We start from the raw sequence: 17,147 nt of genomic DNA on the forward strand, positions 1-17,147 counted from the left end.
ACCCGTAATGTCTGTCGAATCCGAAACACTCGTGTTGTGCCTGTGTGCCGAATGGTGCGGCGTGTGCCGCGACTACCGTGAAGGCTTCGAAGCGCTGGCCGCGCAGCGCAAGGGCGCAAGGTTTGACTGGGTGGACATCGAAGACGAACCCGAGTGGCCCGAAGCGCTTGAGATCGAGAGCTTTCCGACGGTAATGATCCAGCGTGGCGAGGTGGTGCTTTATCTCGGGCCGACCCTGCCCCAACACAGCCATCTTGAACGCACACTGGAGCGCCTGCTGGACATGTCCGAGGCAGAAGCTCAGCACTACGCCCATGCCACCGAAGAGCGCCGCAGCTGGCAACAGGCCGCGGGCTTCCGCCGCAAACCCGATTGAGCGGCAGCCCTCTCGCGGAGGGCTGCCGTATGCAGCGGATTACTTCTTGGGCTCGAGACGCATGACGCGCCCGTTGGTTTCGTCCAGCATGTAAATCGCACCCTCCGGGCCTTCGCGCACATCGCGCACGCGGAAGTTGCCTTCGATCAAGCGATGCTCTTCAACGACCTTTTTACCATCGAGTTCAAGGCGTACCAGCATCTGCTCGCGCAGCGCACCGATGAAGAGGTTGCCCTCCCACTCCGGGAAGGCCTTGCCCGAGTAAAAGACCATGCCGGCCGGCGCGATCGACGTCGGCACCCAGGAATGTACCGGCGGCTCAACCCCTTCACGCTCAGTGGCATCGCCGAACGGCCGACGCGTAACGTAATCGCGCCCCTCGGTCACCTCTGGCCAGCCGTAGTTGGCGCCGGCCTTGCCGACGTTCACTTCGTCACCGCCTCGCGGGCCGTGCTCATGGGTCCACAGCATGCCGCTGCCCGGGTGAATCGCCGCGCCCTGCACGTTGCGGTGGCCGTAGGACCAGACTTCGGGCAATGCGTCTTTCTGGCCGACGAAAGGGTTGTCATCAGGCACCGTGCCGTCCGCCTTCACACGCACGATCTTGCCGAGGTGGCTGTCCAGCGCCAGCGAACGCTCGCGCTGGGTATTGCGGTCACCGAGCGTGATGAACAAGGAGCCATCCGGCGCAAACGCCAGACGCGAACCAAAATGGTGGCCCCCGTCCGGGTCGTCACGCTGCGCGAACACCGGGCGCACGTCTTCGAGCTTCCCTCCGTCCACATCAAGCCGTGCACTGGCCACTGCCGTGCGCGCGCCCTTTTCGGTGGGCTCGGCGTAGCTGAAGAAAATGCGCTGACTCTTGTCGAAATCCGGGCTCAGCACCACGTCTAGCAAACCACCCTGCCCCCGCGCGTGCACTTTGGGAACACCCTGCAGCGGCTTCGAAACACTGCCGTCGGACGCCACGAGCACCATGCGCCCCGGCCGCTCGGTGACCAGCATGCGGCCATCCGGCAGGAAGGCAAGCGACCACGGCGTTTCCAGCCCTTTGGCCACCTCCGTAAGCTGAAAGTCTTCGGCAGCCGAGGCCGGCACCGCAAAGCACATGAGGCCAACGAAAGCGGCTTGTGCGAAGCGCGTGAGCAATGGGGAACAATTCATGTGAACTCCTTGAGAGGTGGCTAAATATCTGGCATCGATTCGGCATCGAGTGCTGTGACGACGAAGCAATTCATCCGGAATGTTGCGACCGCCGAGCTTCATCGGCAGTTCCCCGGCGTGCCGGTCTGCCATCGATACCTCCCTGAAACCTTCTGTTCACGAAAAACGGGGCACCGCGGCGCCCCGTTTTTTTTGTACCCCTATACTGGAACCTCATCGCAACAAGCACAGGAGGTCTTGCATGAGCACGAATGTCTACAAGCTGGTTGAACTCGTCGGCTCTTCCACCGAGGGTGTGGATGACGCCATCCGCAACGCCGTCGAAGCGGCGTCGAAGAGCATTCGGCACATGGACTGGTTCGAAACCTCCGAGATCCGCGGTCACATCAAGGACGGCAAGATCGCCCACTGGCAGGTCAAGCTGAAGATCGGTTTCCGCGTCGAAGAGTAAGCACCGGGGCAAGCCCCCGGAGCGACGAACTCAGGCCGGCGAATGCGCGGGCGTCGGGGCCAGAGCCGCCACCGCCGCCTTGCGCTCACGCCGGCTTTTCACGATCTGACGCGACAACACGAACATAGGCACCAGACCTACCACCACAATGGTCAGTGCCGCCGTGGACGCCTCAGCCAGCCGCTCATCCGCCGCCAACGTGTGGGCTTGCGTGGCGAGCGTATCGAAGTTGAACGGCCGCATCACCAGCGTGGCAGGCAACTCTTTCATGACATCCACGAACACCAGCAGCCCGGCAGTCAGCAGGCTGCCGCGCAGAATCGGCACATGCACGCGCAGCAAGGTGGCGATGCGCCCGTAACCGAGAATGCGCGATGCGTCGTCCATGTTGGGCGTGACCTTGCCGAGGCTCGCATCCACGGTTTGCAAGGCTACCGCCAGGAAACGAGCCAGATAGGCATACACCAGCGCCGCGATGCCACCGGTAAGCACCAGCCCCGGATTGACGCCGAACATCTCCGTCCAGCTTTGCGAGATGAAGTTGTCCACGCGCGTGACCGGGATCAGCACCCCCACCGCGATCACCGACCCCGGCACAGCGTAGCCGAGGCTCACGATGCGATTGGCCCCACGCGGCACCCTTGAACGCGACAGTCGCGCCGCATACGCCAGCACCACCGCCAACACCACCGCCAACACCGCAGTTACCGAGGCCAGCACGAAACTGTTGCGCGCGAGCGAGAAGAAACGCGGGCCGAACTGGGCGTCACCCTGGTTGATCGCCATGTCGAGCAGCAGACCACCCGGCAGCAGAAAGCCGAACAGCAACGGCAGAAAGCAGATCAGCGTCACCAGCCACCCACGCGCCCCGATCAAGCGATTGCGCGCGGGAGAACCACCCTGACGCGAGGTGTTGTTGAAGCGTGCACGACCTCGGCTGGCATGCTCGAGCACCAACACGATGATGACGAAACCCAGCAGCAAAGCCGAGAGCTGTGCAGCGGCGGCGCGGTCACCGAACGAAAACCAGGCGCGATAGATACCCGTGGTGAAGGTCTGAATGCCGAAGTACGACACCGTACCGAAATCGGCGAGCGTCTCCATCAGCGCCAGCGCTGTGCCGGCCACAATGGCCGGACGTGCAAGCGGCAGAGAGACTTGAAAGAAGCAGCGCCAAGGCCCTAGCCCGAGGGAACGCCCCGCCTCCAGCATGCCGGAAGCGCGCTCCAGAAACGCCGTGCGCGCCAACAGATAGGTGTAGGGGTACAGCACGAAGATGAACATCGCCACGGCGCCGCCGGTCGAGCGCACGTCGGGGAACCAGTAATCACTGGCACGCCAGCCGAACCACTCGCGCAGCGCGCTCTGCACCGGCCCGACGAACTGCAGGAAGTCCGTATAAACGTAGGCCATCACGTACGCCGGGACGGCCAGCGGCAAAATCAGCGCCCATTCGAAGAAACGCCGGCCGGGGAAATCGAACATCGTGGTGAACCACGCGCAGACCACGCCGATGGACGCCACGCCCAAACCGACACCGATGCACAGAATCACCGTATTGCGCACGAACTCCGGCAGCACCGTGGACGCCATGTGCGACCACACATCCGAGGTGCCACTCACCAGCACGTTCGAAAACACCGACAACACCGGCATCGCGATGAGCGCCGCAATGAGCAGTGCTGTCCAGGTAAGCGGGGAATTGTCCGGAAGAAATCTTGCTACGGTGGTCTTGCGCTGCATCGACGGCCCGTTGTTTGAGCTCCGTACAGAAGGGCCTGCACGGCATATGGTTTCGAAATTATAATGGATCGCATTATCGATCCCAATACGCACGCACCGTGACGGTGCCGACCACACAGGCTGAGCGGATGTCCCATCTCGAACTGCACTCCATTGAACTTGCCTACGACACCGTTCCGGTGGTGCAACGGCTTTCGATGCGTCTGGCCGAAGGCAGCATCGGCTGCCTGCTCGGCCCGTCGGGCTGCGGCAAAACCACGGTGTTGCGTTGCATTGCCGGTTTCGAGAGGGTGAACTCGGGTGAGATCCTGCTCGACGGCCAGATCGTCAGCAGCCTGAGCGTACACTTGCCGCCCGAACAGCGTCGCATCGGCATGGTGTTCCAGGATTACGCGCTGTTTCCTCACCTCACCGTTGCCGCCAACATCGGCTTCGGCCTGCGCGGCATGAACGCCTCGGCGCGCGATGCACGCGTAGCCGAAATGCTCGGCGTGATCGGCCTGCGCAACGAGGGCAAACGCTATCCGCACGAACTCTCGGGCGGACAGCAACAGCGTGTGGCCCTGGCCCGCGCGCTCGCCCCGAGCCCTTCCCTGCTGCTGCTCGACGAGCCCTTCTCGAACCTCGACGTCGAGCTGCGCGAGCGCCTCTCCCACGAGGTGCGCGACATCATCAAGGCCACCGGCATCACCGCCATCATGGTCACGCACGACCAGCACGAAGCCTTCGCGGTAGCCGACGAGATCGGCATCATGAACGAGGGCCGCATCCAGCAATGGGATACGCCCTACAACCTGTATCACCGCCCCTGCAACCGCTTCGTGGCGGACTTCATCGGCCAGGGCGTGCTGTTGTCGGGCGAAGTCATCGATGACCAGCACGTGCGCACCGACCTTGGCTTGCTGCAAAGTGCCATCCCCACCGAATGCCGCATCGACCAGGCCAACGGCGCCCGCATGTGCACCGTCGAAGTGCTGCTGCGCCCCGACGATGTCGTGCATGACGACGACAGCACGCTGAAAGCCAAGGTGCTGAAGAAAGCCTTCCGCGGCGCCGACATCCTGTACACGCTGGAGCTCGACAGCGGCACGCGCGTGCTCTCTCTGGTGCCCAGCCACCACAACCATGCGCTGGGCGAGCACATCGGCATTCGCCTCGAAGCCGATCACGTCGTCACTTTCCACAAAGACGCCGACATCGCCGCCCACGCGCAGCCCTTCAATGCGCTGCAGAGCTGCATGGCCGAATGATTCCGTGGCTTTCGGGCACGCCCGGCTTCCCGCCGGTTGAGCAGGCCTTGGACGACCCGCCCGGCCTGCTCGCGGCCGGCGGCGAACTGACCCCCGAGTGGCTTCTGGCTGCCTATCGACGCGGCATTTTCCCGTGGTACAGCGAGGGCCAACCCATTCTGTGGTGGAGCCTGGACCCGCGTCTGGTACTGTCACCTGCTGCCATGCGCGTCTCGCGCTCGCTTGGCAAGACCTTGCGGCGTGGCAGCTTCGAGGTGCGTTTCGACACAGCCTTCGCCCAAGTGATCGAGGCCTGCGCCGCCCTGCGCGACGGCGCTTCGGGCACATGGATCACGCCTGAAATGCAGCGCGCCTACATCGCCATGCATGAACTCGGTTACGCCCACAGCGTCGAAGCGTGGCAGGACGGGGCTTTGGTGGGTGGTCTCTACGGCATGGCCATTGGCGGGGTGTTTTTCGGCGAATCGATGTTCAGCCGCAAGACCGATGCATCGAAAGTTTGTCTCGCACACCTGACGCGCCATCTTGAATCGCTGAATTTCGCCGTGATAGATTGCCAGATGACAACGGCTCATCTTGTGTCGCTGGGGGCTCGCGAGGTTTCGCGCGCCGAATTTTGCAGGCTCATCGAGCTCCACGCAGACGCAGGACCGCCCCCCGGGCATTGGTCGTCCGAAGCCACGAAGGAATCGTTCAAGGGATAGCGTCAGAAGCATGCAGAAGGACTATCCGTACGCCCTGATCCAGTTCTACGCGACGGCACCGTATGCCTGCTCCTACCTGCCCGATCGCGTCGCCCGCTCTCAGGTAGCCACGCCCGGCCACCTGATCGACACCCCGATCTACAGCGAATTGGTGCGCAACGGTTTTCGCCGCAGCGGCGTGTTCACCTACCGCCCGCATTGCGACAATTGCCGTGCCTGCGTGCCGGTGCGCATTCCCGTCGGCTTCTTCGAGCCTGATCGCACGCAGCGCCGCGCCCTCAAGCGCCACGCCAATCTCACGACCGTCGAGCACAGCCTGCAATTCAACGAGGAGCATTACGCGCTGTATCAGCGCTATCAGGCGGCACGGCACGCAGGCGGAGGCATGGATCAGGACAACCGCGAGCAATACACGCAGTTCCTGTTGCAGAGCCATGTTGATACGCATCTGGTGGAATTTCGCGAAGATGGCGAACTGCGCATGGTGTGCGTGATCGACCGTCTGATCGACGGTCTTTCCGGTGTGTATACCTTCTATGATCCGGATATAACGCACGCCAGCTATGGAACCTATGGCATTCTCTGGCAAGTCGAAGCTTGTCGCCGTCTCGATTTGCCCTATCTGTATCTCGGCTACTGGATTCGCGAAAGCCCCAAAATGACTTATAAAAGCCGTTTTCGCCCACTTGAAGGGCGAGTTGACGGTTATTGGATTCCGCTCGGAGACATTCCTGAAGACTGACTGGCCTCAAGCCATTCGGCGCCTAGTTGAAGTGATTTGCTCATGTGCTACCCCCTCGTTCGCCCCCTGCTCTTCTCCCTTGATCCCGAAACCGCGCACGATTTCACGATGAAATCACTGCGCACGCTCGGCCGCGTGCTGCCGGTAGCGCGTACGCCCGACGCCGGCCCGGTCCGCGTCATGGGCATCCGTTTTCCGAACCGCGTCGGGCTGGCGGCTGGCCTGGACAAGAACGGCGCGGCCATAGACGGCTTGGCACGCCTGGGCTTCGGCTTCATCGAGATCGGCACCATCACGCCGCGCCCGCAGCCCGGCAACCCCAAGCCGCGCATGTTTCGCGTTGCGCCGGCGCACGGCATCATCAACCGCATGGGCTTCAACAACGAGGGCGTGGATGCCCTGCTCGAGAATGTGCTGAGCTCACGTTACAGCGGGGTGCTGGGCATCAACATCGGCAAGAACTTCGACACCCCCATCGAGCGAGCCGCCGATGACTACCTCGCCTGTCTGGACAAGGTCTATCCGCACGCAAGCTACGTGACGGTGAATATCTCGTCGCCGAACACGCAGAACCTGCGTCAGCTTCAAGACGCCGACGAGCTTGACGAACTGCTCGGACGTCTCAAGGAACGCCAACAAGAGCTGGCCGAAGGCCACGGTCGTTACGTGCCGCTGGCGCTCAAGATCGCACCGGACCTCAATCGGGAACAGATCGAAACCATCGCTGAAGCGCTGCGCAGTCACGCCATCGATGGCGTGATCGCCACCAACACCACCACCTCGCGCGAGCGTGTGCTCGGCCTGCCGCACGCCAACGAGCAAGGCGGTCTGTCAGGCGCGCCGGTGTTCGACGCGTCGACCGAAGTCGTGCGCCAGCTCTCGAATTTGCTGGCAGGGGAAGTTCCGATCATCGCCGCGGGCGGCATCATGAGTGGCGATGATGCGCGCGCCAAACTCGATGCCGGCGCGCAGCTGGTTCAGGTGTATAGCGGCCTGATCTATCGCGGCCCGGGCCTGGTGCGTGAATGCATCCGGCGCACCCAGGACATCTCGGACTCCGCCGCCCTGGAGTCTGCCTGACGGCCCCCTCCGATGCCCTTTCATTCCCTTGAGCGCGCCAATCTGCGCTCAAGGGAATATTCCTATAACTGCGACAGGGTTGAGTGCCTAATTCCGTCGCGGGATAATCCGGCCTGATCTCCGGCCTTCAAAATGACCAGCTATTTCTTCCTCGTCGTCGGCGCGGTCCTCGTGAACAACGTGGTTCTCGTGCGAATGCTCGGGCTGTGCCCGTTCATGGGGGTTTCGAAGAAACTCGAAACCGCCATCGGCATGGGTGCCGCCACGACCTTCGTACTCACGCTGGGCGCCGGCAGCAGCTACCTGATTGATCAATACCTGCTGCAGCCCAACGATTTGTCTTACCTGCGCACGTTGTGCTTCATCGTGGTGATCGCCGCCATCGTGCAGCTCACCGAACTCGCCATCGAGAAGACCAGCCCGCTGCTGCACCGTGTGCTCGGCATCTACCTGCCGCTGATCACTACCAATTGCGCAGTGCTCGGCGTGCCGCTGCTCAACGTCGGCATGTCCAACAACTTCCTCGAATCGCTGCTGTTCGGCTTCGGTTCTTCGGTGGGCTTCACGCTGGCGCTGGTACTGTTTGCCGGCATCCGTGAGCGCCTGGACGGGGCCGATGTGCCGCTGCCGTTCCGCGGCACCGCCATCGCCATGATCACGGCCGGCCTCATGAGCCTTGCGTTCATGGGTTTCGCTGGCTTGGATCGTTTCCAGTGAGGGCGCCGCCATGCTGACAGCCATCCTGGTCATGACCGGCCTTGCCCTGCTGATCGGTGCCGCCTTGGGCTGGGCCTCGATCCGCTTCAAGGTCGAGGGCGACCCCCTGGTCGACCAGATCGACTCCATCCTGCCGCAAACACAGTGCGGCCAGTGCGGCTACCCCGGTTGCCGGCCCTACGCCACGGCCATCGCCAATGGCGAAGCCGACATTAACCAGTGCCCGCCGGGCGGCGAAGAAGGCATCCGCCATCTGGCCGATCTGCTGGGGCGCGAATTCAAGCCGCTGGACGAAACCCACGGCGTCGAGAAACCCAAAGCCGTTGCCGTCATCGACGAGCAGACCTGCATTGGCTGCACGCTGTGCATCCAGGCCTGCCCGGTGGATGCCATCGTCGGCGCCGCCAAGCAGATGCACACCGTGGTCGATCCGCTGTGCACCGGCTGCGAGCTGTGCGTGGCGCCCTGCCCGGTCGATTGCATCACGATGGAAACCATCCCCGAAACCGTGGAAACCTGGAAATGGCGCTACCCGGTGTTCAAGCTGGAGCACGCGGCATGATCGGCAAGCTCTTCGGCTTCAACGGCGGCGTAAAGCCCGACACCCACAAGAATGAATCCGCGCGTACCCCGATCGCGCGCGCGCCGCTGCCTGCACGCCTGATCGTGCCGCTGCGCCACAACACACGGGCGATTGCACGCTGCATCGTCGAACCCGGGCAGAAGGTCCTCAAAGGCGAGCGCATCGGCATCGCCGAGGGCGTACTGGGCACGGCCGTGCATGCGCCCACCTCGGGCACCGTGCTGGAAGTCACCGACCACGTCATGCCGCACCCCTCGGGCCTGCCGACCGGCTGCGTGGTGATCGAGCCCGACGGCGAAGAGCGCTGGATCGAGCGCGAGCCCTTCGATTACCGCAACGCCAACCGCCAGACCATGCTCGACCGCCTGCGTGACGCAGGCATCGTTGGCATGGGCGGCGCGGCCTTCCCGAGCCACATCAAGGTCGGCACCGAGAAGCACATCAAGACGTTGATCCTTAACGGCGCCGAGTGCGAGCCGTGGATCACCTCCGACGACCGCCTGATGCGCGAGCGCGCTCCGGCCATCCTGCGCGGCGCTGAGATCCTGCGCGAGCTGGTGGGTGCGGAGCGCATCCTGATCGGCATTGAAGACAACAAACCCGAAGCGCTCGCCGCCATGCGCGAAGCCGCCTCACAGCTGCAACCGGTGCCCGACATCGTCGCCGTGCCCACGCTGTACCCGGCAGGCGGCGAGAAGCAACTCATCCGTGTGCTCACCGGCATCGAAATTCCGCACGGCAAGCTCGGCACTGAGTTCGGCGTGCAGTGCTTCAACGTCGGCACGGCCGAGGCCGTGCATCACGCCTTCGACCTCGGCGAGCCGCTGATTTCACGCGTCGTCACACTCACCGGCAACGTCGCCACGCCCGGCAACTGGGAAGTACTGATCGGCACGCCGGTGGAAGACCTGTTGCCGCTGGTCGAACCGCGTACCGACACCGACCGCTATCTGCTCGGCGGGCCGATGATGGGCTTCGCCATGCCCGATCTGTCGGTGCCGGTGGTGAAAGGCACCAACTGCATCATTGCCGCCTCGCCGACCCTGTTCCCGCCGCCACCGCCCGAACAGCCGTGCATTCGTTGCGGCGCCTGCGCCGAAGTGTGCCCGGCGGATCTGCAGCCCTTCGAGCTTTACTGGTTCTCGCGCTCGCGCAACTTCGGCAAGGCGCAGGAATATCACCTGTTCGATTGCATCGAGTGCGGCTGTTGCGCCTACGTGTGCCCCTCGCACATTCCGCTGGTCGACTACTACCGCTTCTCCAAGAGCGAGATCTGGGCGCGCGAGCGTGAAAGCCGCGCAGCCGATCAGGCACGTGACCGCTTCGAGTTCCGCAACTACCGTCAGGAACGCGAAAAGGCCGAGAAAGCCGCCAAGCTCGCCGCCAAGGCCGCCGAGACCAAAGCCAAGCTCGCCGCTGCAGCCAGCAGTGAAGCGGCCGCGCCCGCCGCCGAAGCAACGGCCGAAGACGACCCCAAGAAAGCGCTGGTGGCCGCAGCCCTTGCGCGTGCCAAGGCACAAAAGGCTGAAGTCGCACCGCGCAACACCGAAAACCTGCCGCCGGCGACAGCCGCGGAAATTGCCGAGATCGACGCTCTGCGCCAGGCCACCGGCATCGAAACGCCTGCCCCCGAGGAAGTGGCCAAAGCCCGGCCTGAAGGCGTGCCCCCGCCCACCAGTGACGACGACAAGAAGGCCTTGATTGCCGCCGCGCTGGAACGCGCGGCACAACGCAAGGCCGCACGGGAGCAGGAAGAGCAATGATCCACTCCCCCTATATCCGCAGCAACGCCAGCGTTCAGCGCGTGATGCTGAAAGTGCTGCTGGCCTTGGTGCCCGGCATCGCGCTGTATGTGTGGCAGATCGGCGCCGGCATTCTGGTCAATCTGGCGATTGCCACCGTGGTGGCCGTGGGTGCCGAGGCGCTGGTGCTGAAGCTGCGTCGTCGCCCCTTGCTGCCCTCGGTCACGGATCTGTCTGCGGTGGTCACCGCATGGCTGATGGTGCTGTGCTTCCCACCCATCGTGCCGTGGTGGATGACCGCGCTGGGTGCCTTGCTCGCCATCGTCGCGGTCAAGCACCTGTACGGCGGCCTCGGGCAGAACCCGTTCAACCCGGCGATGGTGGCCTATTGCGTGATGATCGTCGCGCACCCATCGCTGATGTCGCAGTGGCCGCCGGCCGGCGGGCTGGATTTCGCCGCGCAACTGAACCTCATCCTGGGCGGCGCCCGCGAAATCGACGCCATCACCAGCGCCACCGCGCTGGACGCCCTGCGCACCGGCCTGCGTGCGGCCGACGCCACTGTTGCCGGCGTCACGCAGGGCGGCGCGTTCGGTGTGTTCGGCGGTCAGGGCTGGGAATGGATCGGCCTGGGCTACCTCATCGGCGGCCTGTGGCTGATGCAGCAGCGCATCATCACCTGGCACATGCCGGTGGCCTTTCTCGGCACGTTGGCGCTGATTTCCGGTGCCCTGTGGGCACTCGATGCCAGCCGCTTCGCCGACCCGCTGTTCCATCTGGCAACCGGTGGCGCGCTGCTCGCGGCCTTTTTCATCGTCACCGATCCGGTGTCGGCTGCCACCACGCCGCGCGGCAAGCTGCTGTTCGCCGCAGGCATCGCCATCATCGCTTACCTGATTCGCAACTTCGGCGCTTTCCCCGAAGGGATCGCCTTTGCGGTGCTGCTGATGAACATGTGCGTCCCGCTGATCGACATGAAGACGCAGCCGCCGGTGTTCGGCCACAAAGGGAGCCAGCGATGAGTGCAGACCCGCGCTACGGCGCCACGCGCACGGCTCTGCGCACCGCCGGCATCATGCTGGTGTTCACGATTGCCTTCACCGCCGTGATGGCGCTCACGCACGACGCCACCGCACCGACCATCGCGGCCTCTCGGCAAGCCGAGAAGATGCGCCTGATCGACGAGATCCTGCCGCGCGCAAGCTACGACAACGACTTGCTCGCAGACGACCTGCATCTCGGCCCCACACCCGCGCTCGGCCTCGACCGTGGCGGCCAGGTATGGCGCGCGCGCATGGCTGGTGAGCCGCTGGCCGTCGTGGTCGAAGCCGTCGCTCCGGACGGCTACGCTGGCCGCATCCAGCTTGCCATTGCAGTAATGGCCGACGGCCGGATCTCGGGCGTGCGAGTGATCGCCCATGCCGAGACGCCGGGCCTCGGCGATTACATCGACCCGAAGAAGGACCGCAACCGCCAGCGCCCGTGGATCACCCAGTTCGACAGGCTCGGCCTGAACGAAGTGCCGCTGGACCGCTGGCGCGTCGCACGTGACGGCGGCGAATTCGAGTACCGCACCGGCGCGACCATCAGCGCCCGCGCGGTGACCGATGCCACCGGCCGTGCCTTGGCGTGGGTACAGTCCAACCGCGACCGGCTGTTCGCTGCGCAGGCCGGCAGCGCGTTTTGAGCAAGGAAGCTCCATGAACTGGCAACGATTTCGCGAAACCAGCTACAACGGCCTTTGGAAACAGAACCCCGGCCTCGTGCAGCTGCTCGGGCTGTGCCCGATCCTCGCGGTCAGCACCACGCTGGTGAACGCCGTAAGCCTGGGGCTTGCCACCGTGCTGGTCATGGCCGTAGCCAACCTGGCCATTGCCAGCCTGCGCAACTTCATCCCCTACGAAATCCGCATCCCGGTGTTCATTCTGGTCATCGCCGCGCTGGTGACGGTGGTCGACCTCACGTTCAACGCCTACTTCCATGAGTTGTATCTGGTGCTTGGCATCTTCATCCCGCTGATCGTCACCAACTGCATCGTGCTGGCGCGCGTCGAGGCCTATGCCGCCAAGAATGACGCCATCTCTTCCACCATCGACGGCGTTGTCATGGGCTTCGGCCTGGTCTGGGTGCTGGCCGTGCTCGGCGGCGTGCGCGAGATCATCGGCGCCGGCACGCTGTTCGCCGGCATCGAGATGATCTTCCCGTCGCTGTCACACATCGACGTGTTCGGTCAGGACTACGGCGGCTTCCTCATCACCATCCTGCCGCCCGGCGCATTCTTCACGCTTGGCGTGCTGATCGCACTGTTCAACTGGATCAATTCGCGCGCCGCCGCGCGGGCCGCACGCCGACCCAAACCGGCCGCCCCTGAGCCCGCCCCCGACGCCGAACCGGCCGCCCACTGACGGCCAGCGATGAAGCGCGACGCAATACGCGAATTCTTCCGGCGCCTCGCCGAGGCCAACCCGAACCCGACGACCGAGCTGGAATTCGGCTCGCCCTTCCAGCTTCTGGTCGCCGTGGTGCTGTCGGCCCAGGCCACGGATCGCAGCGTAAACATCTGTACACGCAAGCTTTTCGCACTGGCACCGACCCCCGAAGACATGCTGACGCTGGGCGAGGAAGGCGTGGCCGAATGCATCCGCACGATTGGCCTGTTCCGCAACAAGGCCAAGAATACGGTGGCGCTGTCGCGCTTGCTGCTTGAGCGCCACGGCGGCGAAGTGCCACGCAACCGCGAAGCACTGGAAGCACTGCCCGGCGTCGGCCGCAAGACCGCAAACGTCGTGCTGAACACCATCTTCGGCGACCCGGTTATGGCGGTCGACACCCACATTTTCCGCCTCTCCAACCGCACCGGCCTCGCACCCGGCAAGGATGTGCGCGCGGTTGAAGACGCCTTGATGCGCCGTATCCCCAAGGAGTACCTGAAAGACGCGCACCACTGGCTGATCCTGCATGGGCGCTACGTGTGCACCGCACGCAAGCCGACCTGTGGCGCCTGTATCGTGCGGGACCTCTGTGATTATCGAGACAAGATCGATTGATGGTCGTGGTGCGGTGCTTTATGAGGCCGCGGACGCTGGGGTTTTTTTGCCTGTCGCTTCGGGAGTTCGTTGAGTTGAGCTTGACCGGCCGGGATTTCGCCCCGGCGGGCGACCTTCTTTCTTGTAGTGCAACAAGAAAGAAGGCGAAGAAGTGCACCCTCCTCACCGCCCCTTCGGGGTCCCTTCGCTTCGAGCACTCCCGGCGGCCGGCCTTGCAAACTCGCGTTCCGCTCAAACAGCAAGGCCGGACATCCCCGCCGTGAGCACTCTACGCTCAGCGGCTTAGAAGGGGTTTGAACACACGACGTGCGTTGGGGCAGCGGCTTTCGTAGTTGGCGCTTCGCCTCTACCCGTCATTGCGAGCGAAGCGCGGCAATCTGGTGACTGTGCAATCTGGATACGCTGCGAGATTGCCGCGTCGCTGCGCTCCTCGCAATGACGGTAGAACCGGTGTGCCCGCGGCACACCCGGCACTCCAACTCCGAGCACCCGAGCAATCCGAACCAAAAAAACGTGCCTCACAGCGCGCACCCATCCTCCCCTCAGAAGCGCCGAGCGCAGGGGGATTTCGCCGGGGCAGTCCGGTCCTGCTGTCCGAGCGAAGCGAGTTCAGGACCGGCCGGCGAAATCCCACGGAGCGAGGGAACCCCGAAGGGGCGCGGATGCGGGGCACGTTTCTTTGCCTTCTTTCTTGTCGTGTACCAAGAAAGAAGGTCGCCCGCCGGGGCGAGTCCCGGCCGGTCAAGGCCAATACAACGAACTAGCCTTAAAACAACGAACCCAAAAAATCACCACCGCCCCACCACCTCATACCTTGCCCCCGAAGCCAGCAGCTTCGACTCCACCAGCACAAACCCCTCCGACCGCCAGCGAATAACCTCGCCCAAAGAGGTCCGTTGCGTCACACACGCCGCATTGCGCAACAGGGTCACATGCGGCACGAACGGCCGCGACTCCATCGGAAAGCCAGCATCAACGAGACGCTGATGAAGCTCCTCCGCCAGCGCAGCCAAGGGCTCTGGGGTGGTGCCCGGCCCGACCCATACGAGGTGCTTGCGAGCCCACTCGCCCAGCACATCCAACGTGAGATCAAACGCCCGCGGGGCCACCGAGGCGCCAATGGCCAGCAGATCGAAGATACGCTCACGCGGCACGCTGCCGACAAACGCCAGGGTCAGGTGAAGCGAATCCAGGCGCATCACACGGCCACAGAAGCGCGACTTCAGTGATTCAGCCAACCGGTGCAGTGAATGCGCCGTAGCGGCATCGGGCCACAGCGCAAAGAAGACGCGGGCGTTCTCTTCGCCGCGACGGGCGGGATCAGCCACCACGCTGTTCGAGCAGCGCCACCACCTGCGCGGCAATGCCTTCGCCACGGCCGGTGAAACCAAGGTTTTCAGTGGTCTTGCCCTTGATGTTGATGCGCTCGGCCGACATGCCGAGATCGGCCGCGATGTTGGCGACCATGGCGGGCGCGTACGGCAGGATCTTCGGTGCGCCGCAGATCACCGTGGCGTCGATGTTCACCACATCAAAGCCCGCAGCGCGCACACGCGCAAAAGCCTCGCGCAGCAGCACGCGGCTGTCCGCACCGGCATGCTGCGGATCGGTGTCGGGAAACAGCCGGCCGATGTCGCCCAGGCCGGCGGCGCCCAGCAGCGCATCGGTCAATGCATGCAGCAGCACATCGGCGTCGGAGTGGCCCAGCAAACCCTGCGGAAACGGAATGGTCACGCCGCCGATGATCAGCGGCCGCCCCGGCACCAGTGCATGTACGTCGAAGCCCTGGCCGATGCGCAGATTCGTCATTGCCCTTCTCCCTCGCGACGGCTCGCGAGTATCCACTCGGCCATGTGCAGATCCACCGGCCAGGTCACTTTCAGATTGGTCGCGTCGCCCTGCACCAGCTTCGGATGCAGGCCGGCCGCCTCGATGGCGCTGGCTTCGTCGGTGACGTTGTGGGCGTCTTCGAGCGCCCGGCGCAGCATGATGTAGCGGAACATCTGCGGCGTCTGGGCCTGCCACAACGCATCACGTGAAACCGTCTCTGCCACACGCCCATGGCCGTCCGCCCGTTTGAGCGTGTCAGCCACTGGCACGGCGAGCAGGCCGCCCACTTCATCTCCCGCCAGCTCGGCCATCAGCCGCGCCACATGCCAAGGCGCGATGCACGGCCGAGCGGCATCATGCACCAGCACCCAATCGTGTTGCTCGACCTCGCCGGCAATCGCACGCAAGCCACCGAGCACGCTGGCCGCGCGCGTAGCGCCACCGCAGAACAGCGGCACGAGCTTGGGCCCGAGATACGACCAGTCGTGCGCACCCCACTCGGGGTCACTCACCGACAGCGCCACGAACACCTTCTCGATGCCCTCGACCGCACACAGCGCTTCCAGGGTATGGCCAATCAGCGGTCGGCCGGCCAGCGGCAGGTACTGTTTGGGGCGTTCGGCGCCCATGCGGCTACCGACACCGGCAGCGGGAACGAGCGCGAAATGGCGGGCAGTTGTGCGTTGCATGGGGCGGATTCTAAAGCACGGCGCGGCCTCCCGGCAGGCCGAATGCAAAGCACATGAATCGGCCAAGGCACCCGCAAGATGCGTTTGCGCAGCGCACAAAGCAGGTGCCAAACGGCCTCCTATAATGAGTTTCTCCCCGGGTTTTGCCGCGCATCCGACCCGCTTGTGCAAGGAACGCCATGGCCATCACCGCGATACGCCCGGCAGCCGTTGCCGGGCATCTGTACCCGTCCGACCCCGAACTGCTGCGCAACCAGATCAGCGAAATGCTGGCAGCCGCCATGCCGGCCGAAGACCTCATGACTGCCCCGAAGGCCTTGATCGCGCCACACGCGGGCTACATGTACTCCGGCGCCATCGCGGCCAACGGATACGCCTCCGTGCAGCGCTTGAGCCGGCAGATTCGCCGCGTCGTGCTGCTCGGGCCGGCGCACCGCAGCGCCGTGCGCGGCTTTGTGCTGCCGGCAGCGCAGGGCTTTGCAACGCCGTTGGGCGTCGTGCCGGTAGACCTGCAATGTGGCGCGATGCTGCAGACCCTGCCCGACATCCGCGCCGACGATCACCCGCACGCGCAGGAGCACTGCCTCGAGGTGCATCTGCCGTTTCTGCAGATGCTGTTCGAGCAGTTCCAGATCGTTCCCTTGCTGGTGGGCGAAGCAACGCCCGAAGAAGTGGCGAACGTGCTCGAGCTGCTATGGGGCGGGCCGGAAACGCTGATCGTGGTCAGCTCGGATTTGTCGCATTACCTCGGCTATGACGACTCGCGCGCGCTCGATCGCTCCACCGCGCGCCAGATACTTGCGCTCAACCCGCGACTGCGTGGCGAACAAGCCTGCGGCGCCTGTGCGGTGAACGGCTTGCTGAGCCTTGCCAGCCGCCGCGGCCTGGAACCCTATCTGCTCGATCTGCGCAGTTCCGGCGATACCGCGGGCGACCGCAAGCGCGTGGTGGGTTACGCCAGCGTGGCCTTCGTGGAATTTCACGCCGAATCCATGCATGCTGTGTTGCACTGACCTCAGGACGCCCTGC

At 64.3% G+C, this 17,147-nt stretch carries 19 protein-coding genes; 14 read left to right on the plus strand and 5 right to left on the minus strand.

All coding sequences use genetic code 11. The features are described 5' to 3' along the window. Positions 1-7: 7 nt before the first annotated feature. Positions 8-376, plus strand: a complete 369-nt coding sequence (locus AC6H0W_RS11105; protein WP_497577219.1) for a thioredoxin family protein — start codon at positions 8-10, stop codon at positions 374-376. A gap of 39 nt (positions 377-415) precedes the next feature. Here AC6H0W_RS11105 and AC6H0W_RS11110 read toward each other — a convergent pair whose 3' ends face one another. After that, positions 416-1,486 (minus strand): PQQ-dependent sugar dehydrogenase, encoded by a 1,071-nt coding sequence (locus AC6H0W_RS11110; protein WP_497577351.1) that lies wholly within the window; start codon positions 1,484-1,486, stop codon positions 416-418. A gap of 295 nt (positions 1,487-1,781) precedes the next feature. Between AC6H0W_RS11110 and AC6H0W_RS11115 the strand changes: the two genes are divergently transcribed. After that, complete coding sequence (locus AC6H0W_RS11115; RefSeq protein WP_497577220.1) at positions 1,782-1,991, plus strand: dodecin; 210 nt, start codon at positions 1,782-1,784, stop codon at positions 1,989-1,991. Positions 1,992-2,021: 30 nt separating this feature from the next. Here AC6H0W_RS11115 and AC6H0W_RS11120 read toward each other — a convergent pair whose 3' ends face one another. Further along, on the minus strand, positions 2,022-3,734 hold the full coding sequence (locus AC6H0W_RS11120) for an ABC transporter permease (RefSeq protein ID WP_497577221.1): 1,713 nt from the start codon (positions 3,732-3,734) through the stop codon (positions 2,022-2,024). A gap of 128 nt (positions 3,735-3,862) precedes the next feature. On the opposite strand from AC6H0W_RS11120, the gene AC6H0W_RS11125 reads away from it, so the two are divergent. The 11 genes from AC6H0W_RS11125 to nth all read left to right on the plus strand — a co-directional run bounded on the left by AC6H0W_RS11125 (position 3,863) and on the right by nth (position 13,599). Beyond that, entirely contained in the window at positions 3,863-4,984 is a 1,122-nt protein-coding gene (locus AC6H0W_RS11125; RefSeq protein ID WP_497577222.1) for an ABC transporter ATP-binding protein, read from the plus strand. Continuing rightward, positions 4,981-5,688 (plus strand): leucyl/phenylalanyl-tRNA--protein transferase, encoded by a 708-nt coding sequence (gene aat, locus AC6H0W_RS11130; RefSeq protein ID WP_497577223.1) that lies wholly within the window; start codon positions 4,981-4,983, stop codon positions 5,686-5,688. Before AC6H0W_RS11125 ends, aat begins: the two co-directional genes overlap by 4 nt. A 10-nt stretch (positions 5,689-5,698) precedes the next feature. Beyond that, entirely contained in the window at positions 5,699-6,430 is a 732-nt protein-coding gene (locus AC6H0W_RS11135) for an arginyltransferase (protein WP_497577224.1), read from the plus strand. Between the two features lie 42 nt (positions 6,431-6,472). Continuing rightward, the gene (locus tag AC6H0W_RS11140) at positions 6,473-7,510 is read left to right on the plus strand and encodes a quinone-dependent dihydroorotate dehydrogenase (RefSeq protein WP_497577225.1); all 1,038 of its coding nucleotides are present in this window, start codon (positions 6,473-6,475) and stop codon (positions 7,508-7,510) included. A 132-nt stretch (positions 7,511-7,642) separates the two neighbouring features. After that, positions 7,643-8,227 carry an electron transport complex subunit RsxA gene (gene rsxA / locus AC6H0W_RS11145; RefSeq protein ID WP_497577226.1) on the plus strand — a complete coding sequence of 195 codons (585 nt, stop codon included), beginning with the start codon at positions 7,643-7,645 and terminating at the stop codon, positions 8,225-8,227. A 10-nt stretch (positions 8,228-8,237) separates the two neighbouring features. Beyond that, entirely contained in the window at positions 8,238-8,789 is a 552-nt protein-coding gene (gene rsxB / locus AC6H0W_RS11150; protein WP_497577227.1) for an electron transport complex subunit RsxB, read from the plus strand. Then, the gene (gene rsxC, locus AC6H0W_RS11155; protein WP_497577228.1) at positions 8,786-10,573 is read left to right on the plus strand and encodes an electron transport complex subunit RsxC; all 1,788 of its coding nucleotides are present in this window, start codon (positions 8,786-8,788) and stop codon (positions 10,571-10,573) included. The genes rsxB and rsxC overlap by 4 nt, the downstream gene beginning before the upstream one ends. Continuing rightward, complete coding sequence (locus AC6H0W_RS11160; protein WP_497577229.1) at positions 10,570-11,574, plus strand: RnfABCDGE type electron transport complex subunit D; 1,005 nt, start codon at positions 10,570-10,572, stop codon at positions 11,572-11,574. The genes rsxC and AC6H0W_RS11160 overlap by 4 nt, the downstream gene beginning before the upstream one ends. Next, positions 11,571-12,239, plus strand: a complete 669-nt coding sequence (locus tag AC6H0W_RS11165) for an RnfABCDGE type electron transport complex subunit G (protein ID WP_497577230.1) — start codon at positions 11,571-11,573, stop codon at positions 12,237-12,239. The genes AC6H0W_RS11160 and AC6H0W_RS11165 overlap by 4 nt, the downstream gene beginning before the upstream one ends. A 13-nt stretch (positions 12,240-12,252) precedes the next feature. Beyond that, entirely contained in the window at positions 12,253-12,957 is a 705-nt protein-coding gene (locus tag AC6H0W_RS11170) for an electron transport complex subunit E (RefSeq protein WP_497577231.1), read from the plus strand. 9 nt (positions 12,958-12,966) lie between these two features. Further along, complete coding sequence (gene nth / locus AC6H0W_RS11175) at positions 12,967-13,599, plus strand: endonuclease III (protein ID WP_497577232.1); 633 nt, start codon at positions 12,967-12,969, stop codon at positions 13,597-13,599. A gap of 788 nt (positions 13,600-14,387) precedes the next feature. Here nth and thpR read toward each other — a convergent pair. Genes thpR through ispD form a run of 3 tightly spaced genes read right to left on the minus strand, consistent with a single transcriptional unit; the run spans position 14,388 to position 16,118 of the window. Further along, positions 14,388-14,927, minus strand: coding sequence for an RNA 2',3'-cyclic phosphodiesterase (thpR, locus tag AC6H0W_RS11180; RefSeq protein WP_497577233.1), 540 nt, complete (start codon positions 14,925-14,927; stop codon positions 14,388-14,390). Continuing rightward, positions 14,920-15,408 (minus strand): 2-C-methyl-D-erythritol 2,4-cyclodiphosphate synthase, encoded by a 489-nt coding sequence (ispF, locus tag AC6H0W_RS11185; RefSeq protein ID WP_497577234.1) that lies wholly within the window; start codon positions 15,406-15,408, stop codon positions 14,920-14,922. The genes thpR and ispF overlap by 8 nt, the downstream gene beginning before the upstream one ends. Then, a complete protein-coding gene (gene ispD, locus AC6H0W_RS11190) occupies positions 15,405-16,118 on the minus strand; it encodes a 2-C-methyl-D-erythritol 4-phosphate cytidylyltransferase (protein WP_497577235.1) in 714 nt (237 codons plus the stop codon). Before ispD ends, ispF begins: the two co-directional genes overlap by 4 nt. 179 nt (positions 16,119-16,297) lie before the next feature. On the opposite strand from ispD, the gene amrB reads away from it, so the two are divergent. Further along, positions 16,298-17,131: an AmmeMemoRadiSam system protein B gene (gene amrB / locus AC6H0W_RS11195; protein WP_497577236.1), complete on the plus strand. Its 834-nt coding sequence runs from the start codon at positions 16,298-16,300 to the stop codon at positions 17,129-17,131. Positions 17,132-17,147 lie beyond the last annotated feature (16 nt).

The organism is Pseudazoarcus sp. NS20 (assembly GCF_059703745.1).